Below are 11,627 nucleotides of genomic sequence, written 5' to 3' on the forward strand. Positions count from 1 at the left end.
AATAACGTTGCTCACCGGTACGGCAATACCGCCCGCAGCAGCGCGCGGGCGGTATTCACAACGAGTTAGCCGTTTTTCATCGCTTCCAGCTCTTCCCAACGGGCGAACGCTTCTTCCAGCGCCCCTTCAGCGGCGGCCAGCGCCGTCAACACCTGCTGTGTTTCACTGTGCGGACGCGTGAAGAAATCCGCGTCGCTCATTTGCGCCTGCAGCGCTTCGATTTCCGTTTCCAACTGTTCCAGCCGCTGTGGCAACTGTTCCAGCTCGCGCAACAGGTTATAGCTCAGTTTAACCGCTGATTTCTTCGGCTGTTCAGCCTTTTTTTCCGCCGACGGTTTGTTCTGATCGGCCGCGACAACCTGACGGATCGGTTTCGCCGTAGCGCGTTGATGATGCGCATCGTAGTAACCGCCGACGAAGGTGCTGATCACGCCCTTGCCTTCGAAGATCCAACACTCGGTCACCGAGTTATCGACGAATTGACGATCGTGACTCACCAGCAGCACGGTGCCTTGATAGCCATCGATCAACTCTTCCAGCAACTCCAGCGTTTCGACGTCGAGATCGTTGGTTGGCTCATCGAGGATCAGCAAGTTGCTCGGTTTCAGGAACAGCTTGGCCAGCAACAGGCGATTACGTTCGCCGCCCGACAGCGCCTTCACCGGCGTCATCGCGCGTTTTGGGTGGAACAGGAAGTCCTGCAGATAACCCAACACGTGGCGAGACCGGCCATTGACCATCACTTCCTGCTTGCCTTCCGCCAGGTTGTCCATCACCGTGCGTTCCGGATCCAGATCGGCGCGATGCTGGTCAAAGTAAGCCACTTCCAGCTTGGTGCCGCAGTGTACACGGCCGCTGTCGGCTTTCAACTGACCGAGCATCAGTTTCAGCAACGTGGTTTTACCGCAACCGTTAGGGCCAACCAACGCAATCTTGTCGCCACGCTGCACCTGGGCGGAGAAATTGCGCACCAGCACTTTGTCGCCAACCTGATAGTTAACGTCTTCCATCTCGAACACGATCTTGCCGGAGCGTACCGCTTCTTCCACCTGCATCTTGGCGGTGCCCATCACCTCGCGACGTTCCGAACGCTCGTTGCGCAGCGCTTTCAGGGCGCGGACACGGCCTTCGTTACGAGTACGGCGGGCCTTGATGCCCTGGCGGATCCAGACTTCTTCCTGAGCCAGCTTGCGGTCGAATTCAGCATTTTGCAGCTCTTCCACCCGCAGCGCTTCTTCTTTGCTCAGCAGGTACAGATCGTAGTTGCCCGGCCAGGACACCAGCTTGCCGCGATCGAGATCGACAATGCGCGTCGCCATGTTGCGGATAAAGGAACGGTCATGGGAAATGAACACGATGCTGCCCTGGAACTCTTTCAGGAAACCTTCCAGCCAGTCGATGGTTGAGATATCCAGGTGGTTGGTCGGTTCGTCGAGCAGCAACACGCGCGGCGAGCTGACCAGCGCACGACCCAGAGCGGCCTTGCGCAGCCAACCGCCGGAGAGCGAGGACAGCTCTGCGTCGCCGTCCAGCCCCAGTTGCAACAGCACTTCGCTGATGCGGCTGTCGAGTTGCCACAGCCCCTGGTGATCGAGGATCTCCATAATCTGCGCCATGCGCGTCAGGTTTTTCTCGCTGGGATCGGTTTCCACCAAATGCGAAATCGCGTGATAGGCTTTCAGATGTTCCGCCTGCTCGGCTACGCCTTCAGCGACAAAATCGAATACCGTACCGCCAATATTGCGCGGGGGATCCTGCTGCAGACGCGCCACAATCAGATCCTGCTCGTAAATCACCCGGCCATCGTCCAGCGGAATTTCTTTGCCGAGGATCTTTAACAGCGTGGATTTACCGGCGCCGTTGCGCCCAACCAGACAAACGCGTTCGTTGTCTTCAATATGAATTTCGGTGTTGTCTAAAAGCGGCGCATCGCTGAAGGACAGCCAGGCGCCGGACATGCTGATTAACGACATAGTAATTATTTTCCTTCGCCGGCATGGGTGAGCAGCCAGCAGTTATGAATTTGACGGTTACGGGCAAAGTCCTGCGACTGCGTCTGGGCGGTGATCTCTTTCGCCTCCAGACCCAGTTCGCTCAGGCCGGCCATATCCATCTGGAAACCGCGCTTGTTGTTCGAGAACATGATGGTTCCGTTACGACGCAGCAACCGTTTTAAATCTTGCATCAACACCAGGTGATCGCGCTGGACGTCAAAGGTGTTCTCCATTCGCTTGGAGTTGGAGAACGTCGGCGGATCGATAAAGATCACGTCGAACTGTTCGTCGGCATTATGCAGCCATGACAGGCAGTCCGCATGGATCAATCGATGCTGTTTACCGGTCAGGCCATTGACGCGCAGGTTCTTCTCCGCCCATTCCAGGTAGGTACGCGACATATCCACGGTAGTGGTGCTGCGCGCGCCGCCCAATCCGGCGTGAACGCTGGCTGTGCCGGTATAAGCGAACAGGTTGAGGAAGTCTTTGCCTTTGCTCATCTCGCCCAACATGCGGCGCGCGATGCGGTGATCGAGGAACAAACCGGTATCGAGATAGTCAGTCAGGTTAACCCATAGCTTGGCATTGAACTCTTCCACCAGCAAGAACTCACCTTTCTGAGCCAGCTTTTCGTACTGGTTTTTGCCTTTCTGACGCTCACGGGTTTTCAGGATCAATTGGTTTGACGGCAGGTCCAGCACCGACAGCGTGGCATTGATCACGTCGAACAGACGCTGACGCGCCTTCTGCGCATCGACGGTTTTCGGCGGCGCATACTCCTGCACCACGACTTTGCTGCCGTAGCGGTCAACCGCAACGTTGTATTCCGGCAGATCGGCGTCGTACAGGCGATAACATTCGATGCCCTGCTGCTTGGCCCACTTGTCGAGTTTTTTCAGGTTCTTGCGCAGGCGGTTGGCGAAGTCTTCCGCCGCCAGCACTCCGCCGGCGCCCTGCGGGTTCTCCGCCAATTGGTAGTTTTTCTGTACGCAATCCAGAGGACCGTTTTTAGCCTTGAATTGGCGTTCGGCGCGCAGTTGCAGGCAGCTCAGCAGCTCCGGCGACGCGCTGAACAGCGACAGTTGCCAGCCGCCGAAGGCGCTCTTCATAATGCGGCCCAGCATATTATGCAACGCGATCAGCGCCGGTTCGCTTTCCAGACGCTCACCGTAAGGCGGGTTGCTGACTACGGTACCCGTTGGGCCTTCCGGCAGCGGGTTGGTCAGTTTGCTGACATCGCTGACGTTAAAAGTAATCAGTTCAGCAACGCCGGCGCGGCGGGCATTGCCGCGTGCCATCTCAATCACCCGGCGATCGATATCCGAGCCGAAGAAACGCGAGGTGGTTTCCTGCAGACCACGGCGCGCGCGCACCTGCGCTTCGGTGATCACTTCACGCCACAAATCGACATTGTGGCCGTTCCAGGCGGTAAAGCCCCAGTGCTGACGGTGCAAACCCGGTGCGCGATCGGAGGCTATCATCGCCGCTTCAATCAGCAGGGTGCCTGAACCGCACATCGGGTCAAGCATCGGCGTGCCCGGTTGCCAGCCTGAACGCTGCACAATCGCGGCCGCCAGGCTTTCCTTCAGCGGCGCCTGGCCGGTCAGATCACGGTAGCCGCGCTGATGCAGACCTTCGCCGCTCAGATCGAGCGCTACGCTGGCCATATCGCGCTGCAGGAACACGTTAACGCGAATGTCCGGCTGTTGCTTTGCCACCGTCGGGCGTTGGTCGATCTTACGGGTGAAGCTGTCGACAATGGCGTCCTTGACCTTCAGCGCGCCATATTGGCTGTTACGGATCTCTTCGTTAACGCCGCTGAAGTGCACGGCGAAGGTTTTATCCACGCCAAAAATGTTTGTCCAGTCGATCGCCTGCACGCCAAGATACAGGTCCAGATCGCTGTGTACGCGGAATTCATTAAGCGGCAACAAAATACGTGAGGCCAGGCGGCTCCACAGCAGGCTTTGGTACAGAAGACGATCGTCACCCTGAAAATGTACCCCACCCTGCACCACTTTGCAGGCGTGAGCGCCCAGCGCTTCCAGTTCGCTTTTTAACAGTTCTTCCAGTCCACGCGCCGTGCTGGCAAACAGAGAGTTCATATCGTACTTATCACCAAAAAGAAAATTGTTGCGCATTATAGCTAATCCAGACCGCTTGTCATAAAGTTGCTCCCTTCTATTTAATAATCGTACGGAGATAAGGGTGATTACGCTTTCCAGACTTTACGTTCATCCGGTTAAATCGCTTCGGGGTTTGCAACTTTCTCACGCACAAGTTTCCAGCAGCGGTCTGGCATTCGATCGCACCTTTATGATCACCGAGCCGGATGGCACTTTTATTACCGCACGCCAATATCCGCAGATGGTATTGTTTACGCCTGCATTACTGGCGGACGGCCTGTTTCTGACCGCACCGGACGGGGAAAGCGCAGCTATCCGCTTCGCAGATTTTGCTGCCGAAGCGCAGCCAACCGAAGTGTGGGGCAATCACTTCACCGCCTTGATTGCACCGCCGGCTATCAACAGTTGGCTGAGCGGTTATTTCCAGCGTGAGGTACAGCTACGCTGGCTAGGCCCTGAATTGACCCGAAGAGTCAAAAAGCACCCGGAAATCCCTTTATCTTTCGCCGACGGTTATCCTTATCTGCTGATTAACGAAGCCTCGTTCAATGATTTGCAGCAGCGCTGCCCTGGCAGCATCAAACTCGAACAATTCCGCCCCAATCTGGTGGTGACCGGTGCCAGCGCCTGGGCCGAAGACGGCTGGCAGGTGATCCGCGTCGGTGACGTGATGTTCGATCTGGTAAAACCGTGCAGCCGCTGCGTGCTCACCACCGTCAGTACCGAGCGCGGGCGCAAACACCCCAGCGGTGAGCCACTGAGCACCCTGCAAAAATTCCGTACCGCCGATAACGGCGATATCGATTTTGGCCAGAATATGGTGGCGCGCAACAGCGGTATTATCCGCGTTGGCGATGCGGTGGAAGTGTTATCTACCAAGCCGCCACGCCCTTATGGCGCAGGTAAAGTGGTCGAAAGCGTGCAGGCGCCGCAAGACAGTGCGCAGAGCGTCACCATCGAATACGCAGGGAAGGTGTTTACCGGCAATAATCAGCAGATTTTGCTGGAGCAGTTGGAACAGCAAGGGATCCGCGTGCCTTATTCTTGCCGTGCGGGGATTTGCGGCAGTTGCCGTATTGAGTTGGTCAGTGGCGAAGTGGCACCGCTGAAGAAAAGTGCGGTAGCGGGCAACGGCACCATTCTTTCCTGCAGCTGTATTCCGAAAAGCGATTTGACGCTGGCGTGATGCGCCTTACACTGCCCTGTCGTAGGCCGGGGCGGAAGCTTCATCCTGCGCACAGGGTTTAAGGCGATCGTGCATCACTTTGATCGCATCACCCAGCACCATGGTACGCCCGGCCAGCGACAGCTGATTTTGCGCCAGCAGACACAGGCTGGCGTTATCGCCGGCTTCCACGACCAATAAACGGGCCTCAGAGCCGCTGTCCATCACCTTCACCGCCGCCAGTTCGCCGTTCTTCGGCTGCAACGGGTAGTGTTGCTGGGCGAAATGCCAGCTTTTCGGCATCAAGGGTTTCAGGAAGCGATAGGCCACCAGAGCGTTTAATACCAGTTCGGCGCGTTGCTCATGGCTGAGCTTTATCTGCTTGCACTGCTCTTCATAATTAAAATAAAGCGCAGCGTCATCAACGCAAAAGGCGCATTCATCGAAGGCATCCGGCGTTAACATTTTGGCCGGGAAGCGTGAGCGGAAGATCATCCCATTGGCTAAATCCAGCATTAGCCGATCGTGTTCGGCATCAAAATACCAACGCCAATTATCGTCAGGTTTTATCTTCATCTCTTATCCTTCTCGCTGCCCATGCCACACTCTATTTACCCAAAAGGCGATTTTATCACCGATAAAGTAGCTCAAACATCGGATAATTCCGCGAACGATATTTATGCCAGTGGACAAAATATAGACGAGCCGGGAGAAGAAATAAACCCCCGGCTGAAAATCAAAGAAAAAATATTAGATGTAGTTAACGATATCTTTAATCAGGCGCGGACCGTGGAAGATAAAGCCGGAATAAATTTGCACCAGCGAAGCACCGGCCGCCATTTTTTCCCGCGCAGCGGTCAGGGAGTCTATTCCGCCGACACCGATAATCGGCAAGCGGCCTTGCAGCTCAATCGACAAACGGCGGATCACTTCGGTGCTGCTCGCCTGCAGCGGACGACCGCTAAGGCCCCCTGTTTGCTCGCAGTAATTCAGCCCCTGGATCAACTTGCGATCCAACGTAGTATTGGTGGCGATCACGCCATCGATATTATGCCGCACCAGGCTGTCGGCTATTTGGATCAATTCTTCTTCAGAAAGATCCGGCGCGATCTTTACCGCGACCGGCACATATTTGTGATGCCGCGCATGCAATTCCTGCTGCTTATTTTTAATGGCGGCTAAAAGATCGTCCAACGCTTCACCATACTGTAGGGATCGTAACCCCGGTGTATTTGGTGACGAAATGTTAATCGCGATATAGCCGGCATACGGATAAACTTTATCCATGCAGATCAGATAATCGTCTTTTCCTTGCTCAACCGGGGTATCTTTATTCTTGCCGATGTTAATCCCCAGAATGCCGCCAAAATGGGATTTTTTAACGTTTTCAACCAGATTATCCACACCCTGGTTATTAAAACCCATGCGGTTAATCAGGCCTTCGGCTTCCACAATGCGGAACAGGCGCGGTTTATCATTGCCCGACTGCGGACGCGGCGTCACGGTGCCAACTTCAACAAAGCCAAACCCCATGGCGCCGAAGGCATCGATGCACTCGCCGTCTTTATCCAGACCGGCGGCCAACCCCAATGGGTTTTTAAAAGAAAGCCCCATGCAGCTAACCGGCTTGGTCGGCACAGACTGACGAATGAGAAATTCTAACGGGGTGCCGGTGATACGGCGAAGCTGATGAAAGGTCAACTCATGCGCACGCTCGGGATCGAGCTGGAACAACGCTTTCCTGATGATGGGGTAGTACATGTACTCTCCTGATTTCCCGGTTGCAAACCGGGGGCCGATTATCCGGCATCCCCTGATCAATTGGAATTGATTAAAAGCAAAAAAAGCGTTTTTTACGCAATCGTTTTCCTTTAACGGGCCCACAGCGCCGCCAATCCGCATTTACGCATATCAAAATCAAAAAATGAGATTTAAGCAACCCACTCCTAACTGATAGGTTTAAAACAGATCACAAACATTTCCTGATTAAACCTAACTTTTAGTTATAAGGAGTGGCAATGCGCGTTATATCACTGGCCGGCAGCCCCCGCATCCCTTCGCGCTCAGCCGCGCTGCTTACCCTCAGTCAAAACTGGTTGCAGCAACAAGGTGTAGAAGTGATTGCCTACACGCTGCACGATTTCGACGCCGAGGATTTGCTCTACGCCAATTTTAACAGCCCGGCGATCAAAGCCTTTGCCGAACAATTGGCACAGGCGGACGGTTTGCTGGTGTCGACGCCGGTCTATAAAGCCTCGTTCTCCGGCGCGCTGAAAACCCTGCTGGATTTGCTGCCAGAACGCGCCCTGGACCATAAGGTCGTGTTACCGCTGGCCACCGGCGGCTCGATTGGCCACATGCTGGCGGTGGACTACGCCCTGAAGCCGGTGCTGGCGGCGTTGAAAGCCCAGGAAGTGCTGCACGGCGTGTTTGCCGATGATAGCCAGGTGGTGCTGAACGGCGAAGAAATCAACCTGTCTGACGGCCTGGCAACTCGCCTGGAAGAGGCGCTGGAAAGCTTTTATCTGGCACTCGGCCGCCGCAAACCGCCCACGGTAAAGCTCTCACCTTCTCTGTTTGCCCGTCAGACCGCCTGACTGAGAAGAGAATAAAAAGGAAAAGGACATCATGATTAAGCGACTTTCTTCACTCCGCCGCTGGCTTGGCGCCGGCACATTAGCCGGCATTCTCTCCCTCGCGTGGAGCAATGCCGCCAGTGCGCAGGATCCGGCGCAGTTCCGCATCGGTTACCAAAAAGGATCGGTCAGCCTGGTATTGGCAAAAACCCATAAGCTGTTGGAACAGCGTTTTCCCTCGACCAAAATCAGCTGGATAGAATTCCCCGCCGGCCCGCAAATGCTCGAAGCGCTGAACGTCGGCAGTATCGATTTGGGCAGCACCGGCGATATCCCGCCAATCTTCGCCCAGGCCGCAGGCGCCGATCTGCTTTATGTCGGCGTAGAGCCGCCAAAACCCAAGGCGGAAGTGATCCTGGTGCCGGAAAACAGCCCGATCAAAACCGTCGCTGAGTTGAAAGGCCATAAGGTGGCCTTCCAGAAAGGTTCCAGCTCCCACAACCTGCTGTTGCGCTCGCTGCAGAAAGCCGGGCTGCAATTTACCGATATCCAGCCCATTTATCTGACCCCGGCCGATGCCCGCGCCGCCTTCCAGCAAGGCAACGTTGATGCTTGGGCAATTTGGGATCCGTACTATTCCGCCGCATTGCTGCAAGGCGGCGTACGGGTACTGGGCGACGGCAGTGGTCTGAATCAAACCGGTTCGTTTTATTTGGCGGTTCGCCCCTACGTACAGGCGCACGGCCCCTTTATCAGCCAGGTTCTTGAGGTGCTGACCCAGGCCGACGCACTGACCCGCAGCGATCGCGCGCAGAGCGTCACGCTGTTGGCAAACGCCATGGGCCTGCCGGAAAAGGTGATCGCCACTTATCTGGATCATCGCCCGCCGACCGCCATTAAACCTTTGGATGCGCACACCATCGCCGCCCAGCAGCAAACCGCCGACCTGTTTTATACCAACCGTTTGGTGCCGGTGAAGGTCGATATCTCTCAACGCATCTGGCACCCGAGTGCGCAATAATTTTGGAGAACAAGCTATGAGCCTAAACGTATTCTGGTTTTTACCTACGCACGGCGACGGCCATTATCTTGGCAGTACAGAAGGTGCCCGCAGCGTCGATTACGGCTATTTGCAGCAGATCGCTCAGGCCGCTGACCGGTTGGGCTTTGGCGGCGTGCTGATCCCCACCGGCCGCTCGTGCGAAGACTCCTGGCTGGTCGCAGCCTCTCTGATCCCGGTCACCCAACGGTTGAAGTTCCTGGTGGCACTGCGCCCCGGCATCATTTCGCCCACGTTAGCCGCCCGCCAGGCCGCAACGCTGGATCGCCTTTCCAACGGCCGCGCACTGTTTAACCTGGTCACCGGCGGTGATCCCGAAGAACTGGCGGCGGAAGGTCTGCACCTGAATCACGAAGAACGCTACGAGGCCTCGGCAGAGTTCACCTACGTTTGGCGCAAGGTGCTGGAAGGGGAAACCGTCGATTTTGACGGCAAACACATTCAGGTGAAAGGTGCCAAGCTGCTGTATCCACCGGTGCAACTGCCGCGTCCGCCGCTGTATTTTGGCGGATCTTCCGCCGCCGCTCAGGATCTGGCCGCCGAACAGGTTGAAATGTACCTCACCTGGGGGGAGCCACCGGCACAGGTAAGAGAAAAAATTGCCGAAGTGCGCGCCAAAGCCGCAGCCAAAGGCCGCACGGTGCGTTTCGGCATTCGTCTGCATGTGATCGTGCGTGAAACCACAGAAGAAGCCTGGCGGGCAGCCGACCGGCTGATTGCCAATCTGGATGAAGAGACCATCGCCAACGCACAGGCAGCCTTCGCTCGTTTTGATTCCGTTGGGCAACGGCGCATGGCGGCGCTCCACGGCGGCAAGAAAGACAATCTGGAGATCAGCCCTAACCTGTGGGCCGGTGTTGGCTTGGTACGCGGTGGCGCCGGCACCGCGCTGGTCGGCGATGGCCCGACGGTGGCGGCCCGCATGCAGGAATATGCCGATCTGGGCATTGATACCTTTATTTTATCCGGTTACCCACATCTGGAAGAAGCCTATCGCGTCGGCGAGTTGCTGTTCCCGCATCTCGATCTGGCGGAAAACGAAGCCCCTGCTCAGCGTCGGCCGGTTAAACCGCAAGGTGAAGTGGTCGCCAATATTTATATTCCGCAAAAAGCGTCGCAAAGCTGAGGAGAAGCGGTATGGCAAACGGCACACAACGCATCCTGCACCGGCTGGCACCCTGGGCATTACCGGTCACGCTGGTGGTTATCTGGCAAATCTCGGTTGAAGCCGGCTGGCTGTCTAACCGCATTCTGCCCGCGCCAAGCGCGGTAGTGACCGCTTTCTGGACACTAACCAAAAGCGGCGAGCTGTGGCAACACCTGACCATCAGCAGTTGGCGCGCGCTGATCGGCTTTAGCATCGGCGGCAGCATCGGGCTGGTTCTGGGGTTTATCACCGGTTTGTCGCGTTGGGGCGAGCGCCTGTTGGACAGCTCGGTGCAGATGATCCGCAACGTGCCGCATCTGGCGCTGATCCCGCTTGTGATCTTGTGGTTCGGCATTGATGAATCCGCCAAGATTTTTCTGGTCGCGCTGGGCACCTTGTTCCCTATCTATCTGAATACCTATCACGGCATCAAGAATATCGATAGCGGCCTGCTTGAAATGGCGCGCAGCTATGGCCTGAGCGGTTTCCGGTTATTTACCCAGGTGGTATTGCCGGGCGCGTTGCCCTCGATCATGGTCGGCGTGCGTTTCGCTCTGGGCTTTATGTGGCTGACGCTGATCGTGGCCGAAACCATTTCCGCCAACTCGGGGATTGGCTATCTGGCGATGAACGCCCGCGAATTTCTGCAGACCGATGTGGTGGTGGTGGCGATTGTGCTGTATGCCCTGCTCGGCAAGCTGGCGGACGTCAGCGCGCAGTTGCTGGAACGCGTATGGTTGCGCTGGCATCCGGCTTATCAACTTAAACCAGGAGAAGCGCTATGACGACTCCCGCCCGTATTCCCCAAGGCACCCCGGTTACCCTGGACTCTATTGCCAAACGCTATGGCAACCGGACGGTACTGGACAATATTCAATTGCGTATCAGCTCCGGGCAATTTGTCGCCGTAGTCGGCCGCAGCGGTTGCGGCAAAAGCACGCTGCTGCGTTTGATGGCCGGGTTGGAAAAAGCCAGCAGCGGCGAGCTGCTTAGCGGAAATGCTCCCCTCGCCAGCGCCAAAGAGGATACCCGTCTGATGTTCCAGGATGCGCGCCTGCTACCCTGGAAAAAGGTGATCGATAACGTTGGCCTTGGCCTGCGCGGCGACTGGCGTGCCGATGCGTTGCAGGCGCTGGAAGCCGTTGGGCTGGCCGATCGCGCCAATGAGTGGCCGGCAGCGCTGTCCGGCGGACAAAAACAGCGAGTAGCGCTGGCGCGCGCACTGATCCACCGTCCTCGCCTGCTGTTGCTGGACGAACCTTTGGGCGCGCTTGATGCGTTGACAAGGATTGAAATGCAGGGGCTGATTGAAGGCCTGTGGCAGCAACATGGTTTCACCGTGCTGTTGGTGACGCATGATGTCAGCGAAGCCATTGCGCTGGCGGATCGGGTGATCTTGATTGAAGAGGGCCGTATCGGGCTGGATCTGACGATTGATCTGCCACGCCCGCGCCGTAAGGGGTCGGCCAGATTGGCGGAACTGGAAGCCGAGGTGCTGGACAGAGTGCTGTCACCGCCCCCGCCGGTGGCTGAAAGCCCACGCCGGGCAACGAATTGAA

The 11,627-nt window shown here is 56.7% G+C and carries 10 protein-coding genes; 6 read left to right on the forward strand and 4 right to left on the reverse strand.

The features are described from left to right. Positions 1-65: 65 nt before the first annotated feature. Together ACUTQW_RS00775 and rlmKL are read right to left on the reverse strand one after the other, a co-directional pair. On the reverse strand, positions 66-1,973 hold the full coding sequence (locus ACUTQW_RS00775) for an ABC transporter ATP-binding protein (RefSeq protein WP_006324578.1): 1,908 nt from the start codon (positions 1,971-1,973) through the stop codon (positions 66-68). A 5-nt stretch (positions 1,974-1,978) separates the two neighbouring features. Continuing rightward, positions 1,979-4,099, reverse strand: a complete 2,121-nt coding sequence (gene rlmKL / locus ACUTQW_RS00780; protein WP_004942759.1) for a bifunctional 23S rRNA (guanine(2069)-N(7))-methyltransferase RlmK/23S rRNA (guanine(2445)-N(2))-methyltransferase RlmL — start codon at positions 4,097-4,099, stop codon at positions 1,979-1,981. 103 nt (positions 4,100-4,202) lie between these two features. Between rlmKL and ACUTQW_RS00785 the strand changes: the two genes are divergently transcribed. After that, positions 4,203-5,306: a YcbX family protein gene (locus ACUTQW_RS00785; protein ID WP_004942757.1), complete on the forward strand. Its 1,104-nt coding sequence runs from the start codon at positions 4,203-4,205 to the stop codon at positions 5,304-5,306. A gap of 6 nt (positions 5,307-5,312) precedes the next feature. On the opposite strand, the gene ACUTQW_RS00790 is transcribed toward ACUTQW_RS00785, so the two are convergent. Continuing rightward, positions 5,313-5,861: a cell division protein ZapC gene (locus tag ACUTQW_RS00790; RefSeq protein ID WP_004942754.1), complete on the reverse strand. Its 549-nt coding sequence runs from the start codon at positions 5,859-5,861 to the stop codon at positions 5,313-5,315. 174 nt (positions 5,862-6,035) lie between these two features. Then, positions 6,036-7,046 (reverse strand): quinone-dependent dihydroorotate dehydrogenase, encoded by a 1,011-nt coding sequence (gene pyrD, locus ACUTQW_RS00795; RefSeq protein ID WP_006324577.1) that lies wholly within the window; start codon positions 7,044-7,046, stop codon positions 6,036-6,038. Positions 7,047-7,303: 257 nt separating this feature from the next. On the opposite strand from pyrD, the gene ssuE reads away from it, so the two are divergent. The 5 genes from ssuE to ssuB are packed head-to-tail and all read left to right on the forward strand — an operon-like array spanning position 7,304 to position 11,626. Beyond that, positions 7,304-7,882 carry an NADPH-dependent FMN reductase gene (gene ssuE, locus ACUTQW_RS00800; protein WP_006324576.1) on the forward strand — a complete coding sequence of 193 codons (579 nt, stop codon included), beginning with the start codon at positions 7,304-7,306 and terminating at the stop codon, positions 7,880-7,882. Between the two features lie 31 nt (positions 7,883-7,913). Beyond that, the gene (locus tag ACUTQW_RS00805; RefSeq protein ID WP_006324575.1) at positions 7,914-8,882 is read left to right on the forward strand and encodes a sulfonate ABC transporter substrate-binding protein; all 969 of its coding nucleotides are present in this window, start codon (positions 7,914-7,916) and stop codon (positions 8,880-8,882) included. Between the two features lie 16 nt (positions 8,883-8,898). Then, on the forward strand, positions 8,899-10,047 hold the full coding sequence (gene ssuD / locus ACUTQW_RS00810; protein WP_020438805.1) for an FMNH2-dependent alkanesulfonate monooxygenase: 1,149 nt from the start codon (positions 8,899-8,901) through the stop codon (positions 10,045-10,047). 11 nt (positions 10,048-10,058) lie between these two features. Next, positions 10,059-10,853, forward strand: a complete 795-nt coding sequence (gene ssuC, locus ACUTQW_RS00815; RefSeq protein ID WP_004942729.1) for an aliphatic sulfonate ABC transporter permease SsuC — start codon at positions 10,059-10,061, stop codon at positions 10,851-10,853. Beyond that, positions 10,850-11,626, forward strand: a complete 777-nt coding sequence (gene ssuB / locus ACUTQW_RS00820; protein ID WP_004942726.1) for an aliphatic sulfonates ABC transporter ATP-binding protein — start codon at positions 10,850-10,852, stop codon at positions 11,624-11,626. Before ssuC ends, ssuB begins: the two co-directional genes overlap by 4 nt. The last annotated feature ends 1 nt before the right edge of the window (position 11,627 follow it).

The sequence above is a fragment of the Serratia sp. TSA_7 genome, from assembly GCF_052692135.1.

What these genes read in the sequence shown, in the direction of transcription:
- ACUTQW_RS00775 (WP_006324578.1), bottom strand. Translation starts at nt 1,973, where the DNA reads ATGTCGTTAATCAGCATGTCCGGCGCCTGGCTGTCCTTCAGCGATGCG.
- ssuD (WP_020438805.1), top strand. Translation starts at nt 8,899, where the DNA reads ATGAGCCTAAACGTATTCTGGTTTTTACCTACGCACGGCGACGGCCAT.
- ssuB (WP_004942726.1), top strand. Translation starts at nt 10,850, where the DNA reads ATGACGACTCCCGCCCGTATTCCCCAAGGCACCCCGGTTACCCTGGAC.
- pyrD (WP_006324577.1), bottom strand. Translation starts at nt 7,046, where the DNA reads ATGTACTACCCCATCATCAGGAAAGCGTTGTTCCAGCTCGATCCCGAG.
- ssuC (WP_004942729.1), top strand. Translation starts at nt 10,059, where the DNA reads ATGGCAAACGGCACACAACGCATCCTGCACCGGCTGGCACCCTGGGCA.
- ssuE (WP_006324576.1), top strand. Translation starts at nt 7,304, where the DNA reads ATGCGCGTTATATCACTGGCCGGCAGCCCCCGCATCCCTTCGCGCTCA.
- ACUTQW_RS00805 (WP_006324575.1), top strand. Translation starts at nt 7,914, where the DNA reads ATGATTAAGCGACTTTCTTCACTCCGCCGCTGGCTTGGCGCCGGCACA.
- ACUTQW_RS00790 (WP_004942754.1), bottom strand. Translation starts at nt 5,861, where the DNA reads ATGAAGATAAAACCTGACGATAATTGGCGTTGGTATTTTGATGCCGAA.
- rlmKL (WP_004942759.1), bottom strand. Translation starts at nt 4,099, where the DNA reads ATGAACTCTCTGTTTGCCAGCACGGCGCGTGGACTGGAAGAACTGTTA.